The sequence below is a fragment of the Corallococcus macrosporus genome (assembly GCF_017302985.1).
Lineage (GTDB): Bacteria > Myxococcota > Myxococcia > Myxococcales > Myxococcaceae > Corallococcus > Corallococcus macrosporus_A.
In genome coordinates this window covers 1-17,579 of sequence record NZ_JAFIMU010000009.1, presented here as the reverse complement: position 1 = coordinate 17,579, position 17,579 = coordinate 1, and the positions used below count along the sequence as shown (strand labels likewise).

Sequence of the window (17,579 nt, the reverse complement as noted above, 5' to 3'; positions counted from 1 at the left end):
GTACCTCCTTCTTCCTGACCGCTACTTCTTCGGCGGAGGCAGGGCCCCCGCTTCCTTCGCCTGGATGAGCGCCTGGGCCAGCTTCGCGCCGTCGCTTTCCGGCTCCAGGTCGATGGCGGCCTTCAGCTCCTTGAGGGCCTCCGGCACCTTCCCCATGAACAGCAGGGCCTCCCCGGCGTGTGCCCGGGGCAGCGACGAGAGGGGCGCCAGCCGCTGGGCCACCCGGTAGGCCGCCAGGGCCTTGTCGTGCTTACCCTGGGCGAACTCCACGGCGCCCAGGCCAATCTGGGGCACCTCGCTCTTGGGCATGAGCGCGGCGGCACCGACGAAGACCTCCTTGGCCTTGTCGAAGTGACCCATGTCCAGCCACAGGTAGCCGGACTCCAGCAGGACCATGGCCGGCTGGCGCGCCAGGGGCACGAGGCTGTTGGCAATCTCCGAAGGGGTCTCCGCCATGGACGTCGCGCTTCCTTTCCTGTCGCCGGAAGCACGGAAGGCGGCCGTCGAGGGCCGCCTTCCTTGCACCGGTCAGATTCCGCTGTCCGTGAAGACTAGCGGATGTTGCCGATGGAGTTCTTGGTCGTATCGTGCCGCGACTTCATCACGTTGGAAACAGCCGTGAAGAGCTGCGACTCGTGCTGCATGGCGGACTGCATGTTCAGCAGCTTGACGTTGTCGTCCATCATCGACTTGAGCGAGCCGTTCATGTTGAGCTGGTCGCCCACGCTGCCGCCGCCCGCGCTGGAGCCGACGCTGGTGCCGATGGTGGAGGCGGAGCCGCCCGTGGAGGGCATGCCCGTGCCCGTACCGGGCAGGTTGGTGGAGGGCACCGCGCCGGAGCCGGTGTTCATCACGCCGACGTAGGGGCCGCCCGCCATGCCGGAGCCGGAGGCGCCGGAGAAGGTCTGCGCGGAGGACACGGCGGCGGAGACGATGCCCGCGCCGGGGACGAAGCCAGCGACCGCGCCGACACCCGCGCCGACCGCGCCGACCGTGCTGTTCAGGCCGTTCTGCACGCGCGCACCGAAGCTCGTGTTCGGCGTCTGCCGAGCCGTGGTCATCTGGGTGTTCATGCGCAGGTTCGGACCCATCATGCCGCTGTCGATCTTGCTCATTTCAGCCTCCGCGCTGGTGCCAGCGAGTCTTTAAGAAGGGGAGCCTGGGATCATCCCGTGGCTCTTTGAATGGATTATCGGGAGAGCCAGCCGCCGGTTGCCTGCTGGTGACAAGAAATCGTCAGGGCTCCCGAAAGGCCCGTCATTTCCGGCCCTTGGACTGCTTCGATTCCGCGACGAGCTTCTCGCGGACGTCCACGAGCAGGGCCAGCAGCTCCTCGGACCGCGCGATCGCAGCCTGGGCCTTCTTGCCGATTTCCGCGCGCGGGCCCTTGAGGCCGGCGAGGCCTTCCTTCACGGGCGCGAAGAGCGCCTGGACGTCGCTGGCGGAGGCCTTCTCGATGAAGGTCTCCACGGCGGGATAGGACGGGACAGGCAGTTCCTGGGGCTGGGGCTGCGGCGCGGAGGGCCTGGCGGGCGGGGGCATCGAGGTCACGGTCTCCTGGCGGGGAGCAGGCCAGCGGCCAGCCCCCGCTCTTTGTCCAGCACGCTAGGTGAATCCGGAAGCGGCTTCAAGCACCCCACCCGGCGGCTGGAGTGCCGGTTGCCGGGTCCGGACCACGTCCCACGGGCCGCAGAGCGGACGGGCACGCACGCGGTCTTCCCCCTCCGACCTGTCCCCCACTCCCACCACCCCTAGCTTTTTCCCAGCGGGGGGGCACGAGGGTGCCGCCCCGTCCCACTCACATCATCCGGGAGAGATTCCATGAAGAAGCTCATTGGGGTGTTCGCGTCCGTGGCGCTGCTGGGTTCGGGCGTGGCCTTTGCCCAGGACAGCACTTCGCAGGGCTCGCAGCAGCCGTCGACGTCCTCGGGCAGCATGCAAGGCTCGTCCGGTAGCAGCAGCACGGGCAGCTCGGATGCCATGGGAGGTTCGGGGTCGTCCTCCTCGTCGAGCATGACGGGCTCGAACGAGCTGACGGGCAAGGTCGTCAAGAGCGAGGGCAAGAAGGTCTACATCAGCGCCAGCAACGGCGCGGTGGTGCCGCTCGACATCGACAAGAACACCCAGTTCACCGACCCGAGCATGAAGAACGCCAAGAGCCTGAAGGAGGGCCAGGAGATCCGCGCCAGCTTCCAGGTCAAGGAAGAGAAGAACATGGCGACCAGCATCTCGCCGAGCCAGGGCACGGGCGGTTCGGGCTCCGACGTGATGTCGCCGGACTCGTCCATCAACGAGGGCACGGGCGGCTCGGGCATGGATGATCCCAAGCAGGACATGGGCAGCGGCAACGACTCCACGATGAACCCGGACACCAGCTCCGGCACCACGGGCTCCAGCGGCTCGCCGAAGACGTACTAGGCCGCTTCTCCCCTCCCCGGTCCTCTGCCCTCGTGGGCGGAGGACCGGGCTCGCGATTCAGGAGCGGCATGGACCACGAGGCCGACGTCGTCATCCTGGGCGCGGGGGCCGCGGGGCTCGCCGCGGCCGAGCGGTTGATGGGCAAGGGCCTGCGGATCATCGTGCTGGAGGCGCGTGACCGCGTGGGCGGCCGTGTCGCGACGCTCCGGGACACCGTGGCGGACGTGCCGCTGGAGCTGGGGGCGGAGTTCGTCCACGGAAAGCCCGCGGCGCTGCTGCGGCGCATCCGCCGCGCGGGGCTGACGGTGAGTCCCTGCAACGACACGCATGCGCTCCTGTGGCGGGGGCGGCTGGACGACGGCGAGGAGGCCTTCGCTTTCCAGGAGCCGCTCATGTCCGCGAAGGCGCCCGACCGCCCCATGGCGGAGTGGGTGGCGCAGCAGGCACGCCTCCACCGGTGGCCGTCCGTCGTGAGCGCGATGGCGCGCTCGTATGTCCGGGGGTTCTACGCGGCGGATCCGGAGGTCGCGAGCACGCTGGCCATTTCCAGAATGGAGGGGACCGCGGAGGCTTCCGGGGGCACGACGCCTTCCCGCGTGCTGGAGGGATATGACCGCGTGCTGCACGCGATGGCCGCGAAGCTGCTGGCGAAGCCGGACACGCTGTTCCTCAACGCCGTGGCCGAGGAGGTGCGCTGGAAACCGGGCTCGGTCCAGGTGCGCGCCCGGACGCGGCAGGGCACTCCGCTCGGGACGTTCCAGGGTGGGCACGCGGTGGTGACGCTGCCCGTGGGCGTGTTGCAGGCGAAGCCGCCCTCCCCTGGGGCCGTGCGCTTCGTGCCACGCGTGCGGGCGCAGGAGCGCGCCTGGAACCGGTTGGCGATGGGCTCGCTGGTGAAGATCCTCCTTCGCTTCCGCACGGCGTTCTGGCGGGAGGAGGCCACCGCGCGCTTCGGCTTCTTCCATGCGCCCTCCTCCCCGTTTTCCACGTGGTGGACGCTGTCGCCCCACCGCCGCACGCGGCACCTGGTGGGCTGGAGTGGCGGCCCCACCGCCGCGGCGCTGTCGCGCTTGAGCGACAAGGCCGTTTTGGGACGCGCGCTCCAGGGGCTGTCGGGGATCTTCCATCGCTCCGTGCGGGAGCTGAACGAGCAACTGGAGGCGTGGCACGTGCAGGACTGGCAGGCGGAGCCGTACACGCGCGGGGGCTATGCGGTCATTCCCTCGGGCGCGATGGACGCGGTGGAAGCGCTCGCCAGGCCCGTGGGCCGCACGCTCTTCTTCGCTGGCGAGGCCACGCACGCGGGCGGTGATGAGGGCACCGTGCATGGGGCGCTCGAGACGGGCCGCCGCGCGGCGGATGAGCTGCTGGCCTTGCGCTCGAAGGCTTGAGCCCTGTTCGCCCTCCAGGCGGGCCAGCGGGCGGAGGGACGGTGGCCGCGATGTGGAGGCGTTCGCTCATGGACACCTTCGTGGCATGCGCCTCTGGATCGCCATCGTCGCGGGATTGAGCCTTGGACAGACGCAGGACGTGCAGCCGCTGCCTCCGGAAGATCCGTCCGTGAGGGACCCTGCCGCCGCCGCGCTCCAGGATGCCTATGAGCAGGCCGCGGACGACATGGACGGTGCTCGGCCTCCGCAGGGCTATGTCGCCCAACCGGTGGATCCAACCCAGGGCAACTACCGCGCACTGACGCCGTTGCTGCCCGATGGCAGCACGCCCGTCACTTCTGGCGAAGTCGCGGTCCAGGAGTCGCGGACGTACGTGGCGCCTCCCGTTCCCACGGTCTACGAGCAGCAGCAGGCCTCCTCCGGCGAACCGGCCACCTCCGAAGAGTCCCAGCCTCTCTCTGGCACAGGTGGCTCGGGCGCGGCGGGCACGGCTTCGACCGTGGGAGGCACCACCGCGGGGCAGTCCGAGACTGGTGCGGGCGCTGCGGGGACTGCACCGACCTCTGGGCCTGCGCGTTCGGATGCAGCGGGTGTCGGTGGCACGCTCGACACGGGCGCGGCCCCTTCGGCGGCTCAGGGCAACGTCGCATCGAGCAACACGGGTGAGGTCCCGCTGGATTCGTCACGCGTGACGGTGCAGGAGCCGGGCACCGCGACCGGTGGCGCAGGGAGTGCCGGAACCGCGACTGGGGGCGCAGGGACCGCGGGTACGACAGGGACCACGGCTCCGGCGACAGGTGGCTCGGGTACGGGCGCCGTGGCGCCTTCGGGCTCCACCTCCGCGCCTTCGACGGGAACGACGGCTCCGGTCCAGGGGGGGACGTCCGCGGTGACGCCTTCGGGGCAGACGACGCAGGCCCCGGCTGCCCAGCCCCAGACACAAGAGGCCGCGAACGCGGAGCTCAAGGCCCTTCGCCAGCGCATCGCGGACCTGGAACAGGAGATGGAGGCCCGCGACACGCAGGCCACCGAGCGCACCCAGGCTGTGCAGTCCCAGGTGGACACCCACGAACAGCGCGCCTACGAGGCCGAGCGCGCACGGCAGCAGCGGCTGGCACGCATCCAGTCCGGCGGACAGTGGATGCTCGCGGCGGATCAGGCGCTGGAACAGGGCGAGCTGGGCGTGGACAACGCCCTGAGCATCGCCGACGAGGACTTCTCCGTCGTGCGCCAGAGCGCCTCGACCTACGGGCAGGGCACGGTCGTGGTCCAGTCCGAACGCATCCGCGCGCAGATCGCCATCGCCCGGGATGCCGCCAGCCGCCGGGACGTCTACGCCGCTCGCATCGCCCTGCAGAACGCGGGCTACATGCTGCAACTGGCGCGCGCCGCGAGCCTGGAGCGCTCCGGCACGTCCAACACCCTGCTCAATCCGTGATGCGCGGGGTGCTGCTCGCCGGTGCGTCCGCGGGCTTCGCGATGAGGTAGCCCTGCACGAAGTCCACCCCATGCCGGCGCACCCAGGACAGCTCCTCGCGCGTCTCGATGCCCTCGGCCACGGTCTGGATGCCGAGCTGCCTCGCGATCTCCAGCAGCTTCTCCACGATGGACGCCTTGTAGGGGTCCGCGTGGACGCCTCGCACCAGCTCCATGTCCAGCTTCATGAACTCCGGCCGGAGCTGATGGATGAGGTTCAGCGACGAGTAGCCCGCGCCCAGGTCGTCCAGCGCCACCTTGAAGCCCGCCGCCCGGTAGAAGTCCACGATGGAGCGCAGGTGCGCGGCGTTCGCGGCCCGGTCGGATTCGATGATCTCGAAGACGACGTGTGACTCCGGGATGCCCGACTCGCGGATGGCCGCCACCGTGGAGCGCAGGCAGAAGGCCGGGTCGTAGATGGCCGTGGGCGTGAAGTTGATGAACAGGTGCGTGCGCAGCTGGTGCCGCACCGCCTCGCGGATGGCGGTGGTGCGCGCGGCCAGGTCCAGCTGGAATAGCAGGTCCGCCTCGCGCGCCGTGTCGAACATCCGGTTCGGCGGCACCAGCGCGCCATCGCGGTCACGCCCTCGCAAGAGCCCCTCGTGCGCGAAGACGCGGGAGGTGTCCTGCGCGTGGACGATGGGCTGGAAGAACGTGGTGAGCCGCGACTCCGCCAGCATGTCCACCAGCCACCCGGACTGGTGCAGCGTGGTGAGGCGCTGCAGCGAGTCCACGCGCGGGAAGTCCGCCATGCCCGGCTCGCCGTCGCCGGCGACGAAGAGGGCGCGCGTGCCCCGCACCTCCTCCGCCGTCAGCACGTTGGGCAGCTGCGAGGACAACCGCCGCAGGCCGCCCTCCGCCATCCCCACCACCACGCATTGCGCGTCGGTGCGCAGCTGGTAGCTGCCCCCCGAATCACGCAGGTGCGCCACCAGCTTGCCCAGGCTGTGCCCCAGCGGCGGCCACAGGAAGAGGCGCCCCGGGGTGTCGGGCGTCTCGGGCAGGGTCTGGCAGCGGCCACATCCGTTCAACGGGGTCATGAAACAGCCTTGGCGTCACGGGGTGTGGCGGAAGATGAGCAGTCCGCGCGTCGTGTCCCACCCATACACCAGCCCGTCCGCGACGTGAACGCCCTGGAGCCCCTCGAAGAAGCCCAGGCCGCGGCCCGCGTCGGTTTCGTTCCAGGTGTTGAAGTACCCGGCGGCCTTCGGCGTGCCCAGCGTGGACACGTCATAGACGCGCAGGCCGTCCTGGTAGTTCGCCACGTAGAGCGTCGTTCCGGACAGCACCATGCCCCCCAGGGAGGCCTCCGGCCGCAGCGCCAGCTCCCCGCGCTGGACGATGGCCTCCGGGTGGGTGGCGTCCAGCGCGAGCAGCGAGGAGCCCCAGGCGTCCGACCCCTGGTAGACGACGGTGGCGTCGCCCAGCTTGCCCACCGCCAGCGCGCTGGTGGCGGGACCACCGAAGCGGCCCAGCAGCTTGGGGGCCTTGGTCGTCGCCACGTTCGTGAGGTCCGTCACCGTCACGCCGTAGCTCCAGTTGCTCACGTACAGGCGGCCGTCCTGCACGGCCAGGGCGTAGGGGTACTCGCCCAGGGTGGTGGACGAGCCCTCCACCGTGTAGCGCACCACGAGCACCGGCGCGGCCGGCTGGGTCACGTCCAGCACGATGACGTCCGACTTGGGCTGGGGCGACGCGACGTAGAGCAGGTTGCCGTCCTTCGCCATCGAGTCCACCCGCACCTCCGAGTCCGCGAGGAACGTCTTGTCGCAGGTCGGGACGATGGGGTTCGCGGCCAGGTCGCAGATGCGCAGGCCCTTGGCGGAGGTGCCCAGGTAGAGCGTCGTGCCGTTGATGAAGGACGTGGCGTACGTCTCCGAGGGGTACTTCTGCTCGGACACCAGCGTGGGGTGCGCGGGGTCCTTCACGTCGAAGACGAACAGGCCCTGGTCACCGGCCGTGACGTAGGCGTAGCCGCCCGCCGTCACCACGCTGGAGGGCACGCCGCGGGGCAGCGCGCTCTGGCTCAGGAGCGACACGCGGTCGGACTCGGATTCGCCGTTGCGGCGCGTCACGCGCGTGGCGGTGAAGGTGCCCTGGCGCACGGTCTCCCCGTTGCGGCAGACGCGGGCCACGCCCAGCACCGTGCCGGGGCCGGAGGCCTTGCAGCCCGAGAACGCGTAGCGCACCGCCGACCCGTCCGACCCGGTCACGTCGCTGGCGAGGTAGAAGGTGTCCGGGGTGATCTGCTTCGTCGTCATCGCCAGGCCGATGAGCAGCGGATCCCCGGGCGAGAAGCGGATCGCGGAGGGCCCCGTGTAGCCGTCCTCGAAGTTGATGTTGGTGTTCCAGATGCCTTCGGCCTGAACGGCAGCCAACGTCGACCTGTCACATCCGGTCAGGTCGATGGCCTCAACCTGACACTCGGCCTTGTTGTCTGAACTGTCCTTGCCACAACCGAAGGCGAGGAACGCGGTAGCGGCCACGAGAGAGAAGCGATTCATTCCCTCCTCCATACCGGGCCATCCCGACCGACGCCAAGTCCCCAGGCGTGCGCAGAGGGGGATGACCCGGGACGTCCACCGCAACGCAAAGAAACAAAACGACCGCTTGTGCGTTTCCGGTGGGAGAGGGAGCCTTCCGCCGGGCCCCTGATTGCCTGTCTCCTCGCCGTACCGAGGTGCTTTTTGAACCCCCGTCCGCACGTCATCGCCGTGCTGCTGGCCCTGCTCCTGCCGGAGCTCGCGCTGGCCCAGGTCTTCGTCGTTCCCCGCCGCGCGGGGAAGACGCCCGTGAACAGCTACGAATTCGAGTGGCGTCACGTCGACATCCTCGTGGGCCCCGCCGCGACCGGCGTCGCGAAGCCCACCGAGCACACCGCGCATGATCAGCCGCCCGGCACGCAGGGCGGCGCCAATCCGAGCGCGCCCACCACGTCTCCGCAGACGGGTGACAAACAGTCCCCGCCGGGCGGTCCGGAGGTCACCCCTTCGGGCAACGTGCCGGCGGGGCCGCCGAGGGATCAGATGCCCGCGGCGGGCGGCATCGCGCTGGACACGGGCGCGTCGGACGCGGGCAGCCCTCCGACGGCGCTGGGCCTGCCCGACGGCGGCATCCCGCCCCCGGGCGTCGTGGCGCTGGTGGACGGCGGCACGGCGGGCGACGCGGGCACGCTCGCGGGCGCGACCCGCGGGGACGGCGGCACGGTGTTCTCCGGCGCGCCGCTGCTGCTGGGCGGAACGGACGGCGGCTTCAACTACACCTACGCGAAGGACCTGGGCGCGAAGACGGGCGGCGTGCGCTTCTACTTCTACGAGCGCGAGCGCGAGGTGGCCGAGCGGGCCGCCCCCATCATCGAGGAGGCGTACCGGTACCTGGTGGATCAGTTCAAGTACGTCCCCACGGAGACGTTCCCGTACATCCTCTACAGCAGCTACGCGGAGTTCCTCCAGACGAACGTGTTCGCGGTCTCCGAGGGCACGCTGGGCGTCACCTCCACGGAGGACCTGAAGCTGTCCCTGCCGTACCTGGGTGACCACCACCTCTTCGAGGAGGTCAGCACGCACGAGCTGGCGCACCAGTTCACCATCCAGAAGGTGCGCACCGTGGCCGAGCAGGCGAAGACCTTCGGGGATCCGCTGGGCGGCTATCCGCTGTGGTTCATCGAAGGCCTGGCGGAGTTCTACGCCAAGCGCGGGCTGGATCCCGAGGCGGAGATGATGGTGCGGGACCTGCTGGTGAACCCGGACCTGATGAAGGGCTACGCGTTCCTCGACTTCTTCTCCCCCGGGCCTTACGGCTACCTGTGGATCTACAAGGTCGGCCAGGCGCGCGTGGCGTTCCTGGAGGAGGAGTACGGAGCGGGCATCACGCAGCGGCTCCTGGAGGAGGCGCCCCGGCTGGTGGGCGGCTCGCGCGACTCGCCGTCGCTCAAGTTCGAGGAGCTGCTGGAGCGGCTGACGGGGGATGACCCGAAGCGCATCTCCGCGCGGTTCGAGAACTGGCTCAAGCGCCGGTCGTTCAAGACGTACCTGGAGTCCACGCAGACGGCGCCCGCGCTGGACTCGCTGGGCGAGACGCCGGGAATCGTCACCGCGATGGCCAGCGGACCGGACGGCAACGTGCTGGCCCTGCGCACCATCGTGCCGGAGACCGGTGAGAGCCGGCTGTACCTGACGGATCCGCGCACGCCGGGCAAGACGGTGAAGGTGGCGGGCGACGGCGTGCCGGGCGTGGAGTCCCTGCACCCGGTGTCCGGCCGCAACTTCGCGCTGACCAAGGACAAGCTCGCGTTCGTGGCGGAGCGCACCGGGCGCGACGTGCTGTACGTGCAGGACTATGTGCACATCTCCGAGAAGCGCGCCACGGACGTGCTGGTGAGGCGCTCGGCCGTCCGCACCGGCATCGGCACGGAGGTGGGCCTCAACGTGAAGCTGGAGACGGGCGACCGGCGCAGCTACCGCGTCGACAAGCAGGGCGTGCTGGCCATCTACTCTCCGGCCTTCTCCCCGGACGGCCGCTACATCGCGTTCATCGGCATCAACGACGCGGGCCTGCGCGACGTGTACCTGGTGGACCTGACGCAGGGCGAGGACGCGAAGATCCGCAAGCTCACCGACGACGTGTTCGCCGAGCGCCAGGTCACCTGGGGTCCGTCGGGCATCATCTACACGTCCGACGCGACGTCGCACCGCAAGTACAACCTCTTCCGCGTGAAGCCGGACGCGCCGGCGGGCCAGGCCGAGCGACTCACCAGCGAGGACCGCGACGAGGCGGATCCGCTGGCGCTGCCCGACGGCCGCCTGTTCTTCGTGGCCTACAACAAGAGCAGCTCCGACCTGCACGAGCGGCTGGCGGACGGCCGCATCGTGCGGCGCACCGACCTGACCACGGGCGTCTTCGAGCCGGGCCCCGGCCCCGACGGCGGCCTGTGGATGCTCTTCCACATGAGCGGTGAGCGGAAGCCGTCCCTGCTGCGCCCGCCGCGCATGCTGTCGCTGGAGAGCGCGAAGGAGCCGCTGGCGGATCCACCCTCCCCGCTCGCGCTGCGGCCGCTCACCGACGCCCTGGACTACAAGCCCTTCACCCGGGAGAACATCGAGCTGGGGCCCATCTTCGGCTTCGCGGGCGCGGGCGGCGGCGGCTTCGTGGGCCAGGTGTTCGCGTCCGCGTCGGACCGGCTGCGCGACCACCAGATGGTCCTCACGCTGGCGGTGTACGGCTCCTTCGAGTTGACGGACGGCCTGCTGCTCTACGTCAACGACGAGAAGCGCGCGACGTGGGGCGGCGGTCTGTTCCAGTCGCTGCGCTTCCGCATCGACAAGACGTTCGACGACCTGCCGGCGAACCAGCGGCCGTTCTTCATCTCGTCGGAGCGCTACTTCGGCGTGCTGGGCAGCGTGCGCTACCCGCTGAGCACGTTCTTCTACCTCCAGGGCGACCTGAGCCTCGGTGGCACGAAGTACTTCCTGGATGACTTCAACGAGTTCTACCTGGCGTTCCCGGAGCGCAACGAGGCGAACGCGGAGCTGCTGTCCGCGTGGCGCGCGGACAACCAGCACATCCGCTTCCAGACGGAGCTCAGCGGGCGCATCGGCTACGACAGCATCAAGTACCACTACGCGACGGGGCCGCTCGCGGGCAGCTCCGTGCTGCTGGAGGCCACGGCCGGCGTGCAGCCCTTCGACGGGCAGGCGTACGGCAACCTGCGCCTGGACGCGGAGCGGTACTTCCCCATCTACGGGCGCACCAACTTCTTCGCGCGCGTGGGCGCGGGCACCACGGTGGGCGGCCGCTACGCGCGCTCCTACTACCTGTCCAGCTTCGACACCCTGCGCGGCGTGAACTTTGGCGACGAGCGGTGGCTCCTGGGCCAGCACTTCGTCTACTCCACGCTGGAGGCGCAGCTGCCCCTCAACGACATCATCCGGGTGGCCTTCCTCAGCGACCTGGAGGCCATCGCCGCGGTGGACGCGGGCGGCGTGGGCGACGGCACGAGGGACCTCTGGGACCACCGCGTGCTCAACGCCGTCATCGGCTTCAACCTGTCACTGGGGCCCCTGCTGCTGCGCCTGCACTTCGCGCGGCCGTTCGACATCAAGGCCGCCGAGGGCAAGCCCGACGAAGGCTGGGTGACGAACTTCTCCATTGGCGTCGCCGGCCTCAACGGCTTCTTCGACACCAAGGGTGACCGCAGGCCAGGGGCCAACCCGCCGGGCCCGGCGCTGATGCCCGCGCTGGGCGGCGGCTACACGACGCCCCTGCACTGAGGGTCAGGACTGCGCGGCGACGAGGGCGGCGTTGGCGCGAGCCAGCGGCCCCCCGTCGTTGGGGATGCGTTCGAAGTCCCCGCGCAGGGCCTTGATGGCGAACTTCTCCAGGTCGATCTCCCGGCGGCTGCGCACGCCCAGCGCGCGCACCAGCGCCGACAGCGGCCCGAAGCCGGTGAGGCCGTGCTGGAGGAGCAAGCCGATGGTGACGCCGCCGAGCAGCCGGAAGCCCCCGCCCGACCTGCGGCCCAGCAGCAGGCCGCCCAGCGCGACCGCGGAGACGCTCACGACCAGGGTCCGGTGCACGTCCCACTCGTGCTCCAGCTTGTCGAGGTACCGGCTCATCTCCGAGCGGTCCCCCTGCTCCGCCATGTAGCGGACACACGACTCCACGTGGGCGTCGATGCGCCGGTTCACCGTAGAGGGGGCGTGGGTGCGCACGGCATCGGTCGAGGTCTGGTTCCAGGACTCCATCATCACTCCCTTGACGGACTCGGGCCGTCCTCCAGCCTGCTCTTAAGGAAGCTAGGGCCGCCGGTCGCGTCCGTGCACAGGACGGCCTCTCCTCCCAGGAGGGCAGGCGGACAGGCATGAGGGCAGGCGAGCATTCCAGGGAGGGAAAGAGTTTTCCTCCCACTGGGAGTCCGCACACCCACGTGACACCCCTCCGGCCGTCCTTCCCTGCCGGGGAGGGTGGCTTCCGGTGCCGTGGCAGGGAGGCATGCGGCTTGCTCAGGCCCCGGTCGATGATGCGTCTACGACTGCTGATCAGCCTCTCGATGCTGCTGGCCGCATGTGGCGGTGGTGCATCGAATCCCGATGACTCCAACCCCGGCATCACGGATCCCGGCATCACGGATCCAGGCACGACCGACTCCGGTGTTCCCGACGCGGGCTCCTCGGACGCCGGCACGCCGGACTCGGGGGTGGCCGACGCCGGCTCCGGGGACGCGGGCCCCGGGGACGGAGGGAGCACGGATGCCGGGACGGATCCGCAGCCGGTGCCGGAGGTTCAGCGGCCCTTCACGCTGCCGAAGGTCCAGACGACGCTGCCGGAGTACGCGCTGGTCATGCCCCCGGAGGTGCTGGAGCTGTTCAAGGCGAAGCCCCTGACGGAGGAGCAGGACGCGACGTTCGTGGCGAACGGCAAGAGCTTCCCGGTGAAGGTGCGGCTGCGCGGGGCCTCGGCGCGCTACTTCGACAAGAAGAGCTGGAACGTCAGCTTCCCGGACGGGGTCAAGTTCGAGGGCCGCACGTCGCTCAACCTCATCGCCGAGTACGCCGACGCGACGATGATCGCGGAGAAGATCTCCTACGACCTGCTGACGGCGATGCGGGTGCCCGCGTCGAAGGCGACGTTCGTGCGGCTCTCCGTGAATGGCGAGTACGAGGGCGTGTTCCTGGAGGTGGAGCAGGTCAACAAGGCCTTCCTCAAGGCCAAGCAGTTCCCGGATGACGACGCGTCCATCTACCGGGCGGGCTGGAAGGACACGGAGTTCAAGACGTGGAAGGTGCCCTACCAGGGCGACTGGGTGAAGAAGACGAACGAGAAGGAGCCCAACGACGCGCTGTGGGAGGTGCTGGACGTCATCAACCACACGCCGGAGCCGCAGCTCGTCACCGCGCTGGAGAAGAACCTGGAGCTCGAGTCCTACGTGCGCTCCATGGTGCTGGACGCGCTGATGTCCAACAACTTCGTGGAGGACTCGGAGAGCTACTTCATCCACGACCAGATCACCGGCCGCTGGCGCTACGTGCCCTGGGACCTGAACAACGTGGATGCGCGCTGGTGGTACACGAACAGCGTGGACGACCAGTCCGCCTCCACGAGCAACATGAAGCACCCGCTGTTCAACTTCACGCTGCTGGATGGCTGGGTGGAGAAGATGTACCAGCAGCGCAAGGAGGAGCAGACCAGCTACCCGGGCTACCTGCCGGTGTTCTCCAACCTGGGCACGCGCGTGGTGATGAACCCGGTGCTGCGCGCCCGGCTGGAGGCGCGGCTGGACAAGGCGCTGGACGAGCTCTTCACGCCGGAGGTGATGAACCCGTACATCGATCAGCTCCACTCGCTGATTGACGCGTCCATGAAGGGCGACCGGTACATGGACTACGCGAAGTTCACCGCGGGCAAGGCGTACATGAAGCGCTTCGTGCAGGTGCGCCGCGACTTCGTGATGAAAGAGGTGAAGCGGCTGAAGGCAGAGCAGTCCACGCTGGTGATGGAGGCGTTCGACCCTCGCGCGGGCTGGGTGGAGGTGGGCAACCACGGCTCGGAGCCGGTGTCGCTCCAGGGGATGACGCTGACCACGAACCTGCGGATCAGCCTGGCGGGAGGCAGCTACGCGCCCACCGTCGTGAAGGCGCCGACGGGCGCGGTGCTGGGCAACATCACGGTGGCGCCGGGCCAGAAGGTGCGCATCACCGCCGGCTCGCTGGGCATCACCTTCCCCGCCAAGGGCGAGGTGGGTCTGTTCGACGGCAAGACGGTGGTGGGCGTGAAGGACGCGCTGTTCTACGGCGAGCTGCCCGCTGGCAAGTCCTACGTCCGCGGCGAGGAGGGCTGGGAGGTGCGCTGAGTCGTCGCGCGGACACCGCGGGATGAGCAGACGTGCGGGGCGGGCTGGGACGGGTTAGCACCTGGACCATGCCCGCCTCTCGCGTTCTGGATGACCTGCTGCCGCGCCGCTCCGGTCCCCTGCCCCGCGTGGTCGTCATTGGCGCGGGCATGTCCGGGCTGGCGCTCGCGAGGGTGCTGACGGGCGCCGGCTTCGGCGTGCGCGTGCTGGACAAGGGGCGCGGGCCCGGAGGACGGCTGTCCACGCGGAGGAGCGCGGATGGGGGCACTTTCGACCATGGCGCGCAGTACTTCACGGCGAGGGATCCGCTCTTCCGGGAGCTGGTGGACGCGTGGGTGGCGGAGGGTGTCGTCGCGGAGTGGCACGGACGCATCGGGACGCTGACGCGTGGGACGGTGACGCCCGCGAAGGAGTCCGTGCGGTACGTGGGCGTGCCGGGGATGAGCGCGGTGGCGAAGGCACTGGCGGACGGGTTGGACGTGCGCGTCGGGGTGCGGGTGGCGCGGGTGGCGCGTGAGGGCCAGGGTTGGCGCCTGACGTCGGAGACGGGCGAGGACCTGGGGCTGGCGGAGGTGGTGGTGGCCGCCGTGCCCGCGCCGCAGGCGGTGCCGTTGCTGGCGGGTGCGCCCGCGCTGGCGGCACAGGCGGAGACCGCTCGGCTGTCGCCGTGCTGGGCCGTCATGGCCCGGTTCGAGGAGCCGGTGGCGGTGGAGCTGGACGGCGCGTTCGTGGAGGACTCGCCGCTGTCGTGGGTGGCGCGCGACACGAGCAAGCTGGGACGGGCTCCGGGTGAGCGCTGGGTGCTTCACGGGTCGCCGGAGTACAGCGCGTCGCACCTGGAGGAGACGGCGGAGGAGATGGCGCCGAAGCTCGTGGAGGCGTTCGGGAAGGCGCTGGGCCGGGAGGTGCGCGCGGTGGAGGCTGTCGCGCACCGGTGGCGCTTCGCGATGCCTTCACCGCCGCTGGAGACGTCCTCGTTGTTCGACCCAGCATTTGGACTGGGCGCCTGTGGCGACTGGTGCGCGGGGCCTCGCGTGGAGGGCGCGTTCCTGAGTGGTATTGCCCTGGCTCGGAGAATCGCCGAACGCTGAGCCCTACTGCCGCTCGCGGACCACCAGTGTCCGGCGCGCGGTGAGGCCGTGGTCGTCGGTGACGAGGATGTCGTGCGTGCCCACGCTGGGCTTCCACCACAGGCGCTCGGCGGCCCTCGCGGTTCCCAGGACGGCTCCGTTCACGAACCAGGTCAGCTCGCGGTCGTGCGCGGCCTCCGCTTCCAGCGGGATCTTCTGCTCCTCCGTGTTCATGCCCGGGATGAGCAGCGCCACCTGCCCTTCCGGCGGCGAGAGGATGCTCGGCGTGTCCCGCTCCCCTCCCGCGACGCAACCGGGCGCCAGGGGCGGCGGTTCGGGCAACTGACGCTGCTGCTCCGCGAGCCAGCGGCGCAGGCTGGACGGCCAGGTGAGGTACACGCGCCACTCCGTCTTGCGCCCGTCCCGGCAGCCCGGCCCCACCGCCAGGCCCGACGCCACGTCCACCTCCACCCGGTGGTGGTACGGACACGGCGCCGTCGGTACCGCCGTGCGCACCGCGTCCACGCGCTTGCGCTGCGTGCACGCCTCCGTGGGCAGGTGCCCCGAGTATGAGCACACCTCCACGCCCACCAGGTCCTTGGGCGGCGCGGCGTCCTCCTCCTGCAGCGCCGTGCCTCGTGGCCCCACGCCCTCCAGGATGTCGAACAGCAACGGGGCCGCGTTCTCCGCGCCCACCAGGTGCACGCTCGACGCGTGGTCGAAGTTGCCCAGCCACACCACCGCCGTGTGCTTCGGCCCGGAGCCCGCCGCCCAGGCGTCCCGGTTGCCGAAGCTCGTCCCCGTCTTCCAGTGCACCCGCGCGGGCAGCCCCGTGAGCCGCCGCCGCTCCGGGAAGTCCGGCCGGTCCCTCAACGCCAACGCCTGCCGCGTCAGCCACGCCGCTCCCGGCGACACCAGCGTCTGGGCCTGCTTCGGCGCCGAGTCCTCCTCCAGCACCCGCAGCGGCTTCACCTGCCCATCCCCCGCCAGCGCCAGGTACACGCCCGTCAACTCCAGCGGCGTCAGCTCCAGCCCGCCCACCGCCGCGGACAGGCCGTAGTGCCCTGGCCGCGGATCCAGGCTGGTGACCTCCGCCTGCCGCAGTGAACCGAGGAAGCCCTCCACGCCCACCCGCTCCAAAAGCCGCACGAACGGCAGGTTGAGCGACTGCGACAGCGCGGTCTCCATCCGCACCAGCCCCAGGAACCGCCCGTCGAAGTTGCGCGGCTGATAGCCGCCGTACGCCACCGGGATGTCCGGCACGAGCGTCTCCGGACCCACCAGCCCCTGATCGATCCCCAGCGCGTACAGCAGCGGCTTGAGCGCCGAGCCCGGTGAGCGCGGCGTGGCGAAGCCGATGATCTGCCCGCCGTGCTTCTCATCGAAGAAGTCGAAGTTGCCCACCAGCGCGCGAAGCTCGCCGGTGTCCCGGTCCGCCACCACCACCGCGCCGTTGTGGATGCCCTGCCGCTCCAGCCGCCGCGCCGCCTCGCCCAGCGTGCGCTCCACGAACCGCTGCGTGCCCGCGTCCAGCGTCGTCGCCAGCCACGTCACCCCCGGCCGCTGCGCCTTGAGCCACGCCGCCGCGTGCGGCGCCTCCCTGGGGAACGGAGTGAGCAGGTCCGGCACCCGCGTCGCCCGCACCTCCGCCAGCACCGTGTCGGCCGCGACGCCGTCCACCACCAGCCCTCCGGAGTCCAGGAGCCGCCGGGCAATGTCATCCCGCGCCGAGAGCAGCCGGTCCCGGTTCTCCGGCGACGGGAAGCGCCGGTTCGGGTTCTGAGGCACCGCCAGCAGCGTGGCGATCTCCGCCGGGCTCAGGTGCTGGGCCGTATGCCCGAAGTACGCGAGCGCCGCCGCCTCCACGCCTTCCACATTGCGCCCGTAGGGCACGAACTGGAGATACGCCTCCAGCACCTCCTGCTTGGACAACCGCGCCTCCAACTGGGCGGCGCGGAAGGACTCAATCACCTTCGAGGTGAACGTGCGCGGACGGGGCTCCAGCACGCGCACCAACTGCATCGTCAGCGTGGACGCCCCCGACACCCGCCGCCCCCGGCTCAGGTTGAGCCCCACGGCGCGCAGGGCCGCGAGCGGATCCACGCCCGGGTGCTGGAAGAACCGCTTGTCCTCCAGCGCCAGGAGGGCGCGGACGTAGGCCCGGTCGATGCGGTCCTTCGGCGCGGGGATGCGCCACCGCTCGTCCGGGGCGAGGAAGACGTACGCGGGCGCCCCGTCCCGGTACGCCATCACCACCGAGGGGGGCGCCGCCAACCGCTCCGGCAGCGGCACCCACCAGGCCGCCAGCAGGCCCGTGCCCAACAGCACGAGCCCCGCCAGCGCCACCCCCACCCACTTCCTTCCGTTGAGACGCAC

The 17,579-nt window shown here is 70.3% G+C and carries 13 protein-coding genes; 6 read left to right on the top strand and 7 right to left on the bottom strand.

Annotated elements, in window-relative coordinates; translation table 11 throughout:
• Positions 1-21 precede the first annotated feature (21 nt).
• The 3 genes from JYK02_RS28045 to JYK02_RS28035 all read right to left on the bottom strand — a co-directional run bounded on the left by JYK02_RS28045 (position 22) and on the right by JYK02_RS28035 (position 1,542).
• Positions 22-456, bottom strand: coding sequence for a tetratricopeptide repeat protein (locus tag JYK02_RS28045; protein ID WP_120530743.1), 435 nt, complete (start codon positions 454-456; stop codon positions 22-24).
• 95 nt (positions 457-551) lie between these two features.
• A complete protein-coding gene (locus tag JYK02_RS28040; RefSeq protein ID WP_207055650.1) occupies positions 552-1,115 on the bottom strand; it encodes a hypothetical protein in 564 nt (187 codons plus the stop codon).
• Positions 1,116-1,257: 142 nt separating this feature from the next.
• Positions 1,258-1,542, bottom strand: a complete 285-nt coding sequence (locus JYK02_RS28035) for a hypothetical protein (protein WP_207056304.1) — start codon at positions 1,540-1,542, stop codon at positions 1,258-1,260.
• Between the two features lie 279 nt (positions 1,543-1,821).
• Between JYK02_RS28035 and JYK02_RS28030 the strand changes: the two genes are divergently transcribed.
• The 3 genes from JYK02_RS28030 to JYK02_RS28020 all read left to right on the top strand — a co-directional run bounded on the left by JYK02_RS28030 (position 1,822) and on the right by JYK02_RS28020 (position 5,247).
• On the top strand, positions 1,822-2,418 hold the full coding sequence (locus JYK02_RS28030; protein WP_207055649.1) for a hypothetical protein: 597 nt from the start codon (positions 1,822-1,824) through the stop codon (positions 2,416-2,418).
• A gap of 68 nt (positions 2,419-2,486) precedes the next feature.
• Positions 2,487-3,809 (top strand): flavin monoamine oxidase family protein, encoded by a 1,323-nt coding sequence (locus JYK02_RS28025; protein WP_207055648.1) that lies wholly within the window; start codon positions 2,487-2,489, stop codon positions 3,807-3,809.
• 85 nt (positions 3,810-3,894) lie between these two features.
• On the top strand, positions 3,895-5,247 hold the full coding sequence (locus JYK02_RS28020; RefSeq protein ID WP_207055647.1) for a hypothetical protein: 1,353 nt from the start codon (positions 3,895-3,897) through the stop codon (positions 5,245-5,247).
• Here the strand turns inward: JYK02_RS28020 and JYK02_RS28015 are convergent.
• Positions 5,237-6,325 carry an EAL domain-containing protein gene (locus tag JYK02_RS28015; RefSeq protein WP_207055646.1) on the bottom strand — a complete coding sequence of 363 codons (1,089 nt, stop codon included), beginning with the start codon at positions 6,323-6,325 and terminating at the stop codon, positions 5,237-5,239. The genes JYK02_RS28020 and JYK02_RS28015 overlap by 11 nt on opposite strands.
• A 15-nt stretch (positions 6,326-6,340) precedes the next feature.
• Positions 6,341-7,789 (bottom strand): LVIVD repeat-containing protein, encoded by a 1,449-nt coding sequence (locus tag JYK02_RS28010; RefSeq protein ID WP_207055645.1) that lies wholly within the window; start codon positions 7,787-7,789, stop codon positions 6,341-6,343.
• 183 nt (positions 7,790-7,972) lie between these two features.
• Between JYK02_RS28010 and JYK02_RS28005 the strand changes: the two genes are divergently transcribed.
• Complete coding sequence (locus JYK02_RS28005) at positions 7,973-11,554, top strand: PD40 domain-containing protein (protein WP_207055644.1); 3,582 nt, start codon at positions 7,973-7,975, stop codon at positions 11,552-11,554.
• A 3-nt stretch (positions 11,555-11,557) separates the two neighbouring features.
• Here the strand turns inward: JYK02_RS28005 and JYK02_RS28000 are convergent, their stop codons facing one another.
• Positions 11,558-12,031 (bottom strand): hypothetical protein, encoded by a 474-nt coding sequence (locus JYK02_RS28000; protein WP_431603507.1) that lies wholly within the window; start codon positions 12,029-12,031, stop codon positions 11,558-11,560.
• Positions 12,032-12,300: 269 nt separating this feature from the next.
• Between JYK02_RS28000 and JYK02_RS27995 the strand changes: the two genes are divergently transcribed.
• Both JYK02_RS27995 and JYK02_RS27990 read left to right on the top strand, forming a co-directional pair.
• A complete protein-coding gene (locus JYK02_RS27995; protein WP_207055643.1) occupies positions 12,301-14,133 on the top strand; it encodes a CotH kinase family protein in 1,833 nt (610 codons plus the stop codon).
• Positions 14,134-14,201: 68 nt separating this feature from the next.
• Positions 14,202-15,224 (top strand): NAD(P)/FAD-dependent oxidoreductase, encoded by a 1,023-nt coding sequence (locus tag JYK02_RS27990; protein ID WP_207055642.1) that lies wholly within the window; start codon positions 14,202-14,204, stop codon positions 15,222-15,224.
• A 3-nt stretch (positions 15,225-15,227) separates the two neighbouring features.
• Here JYK02_RS27990 and pbpC read toward each other — a convergent pair whose 3' ends face one another.
• Positions 15,228-17,579: a penicillin-binding protein 1C gene (pbpC, locus tag JYK02_RS27985; RefSeq protein WP_207055640.1), complete on the bottom strand. Its 2,352-nt coding sequence runs from the start codon at positions 17,577-17,579 to the stop codon at positions 15,228-15,230.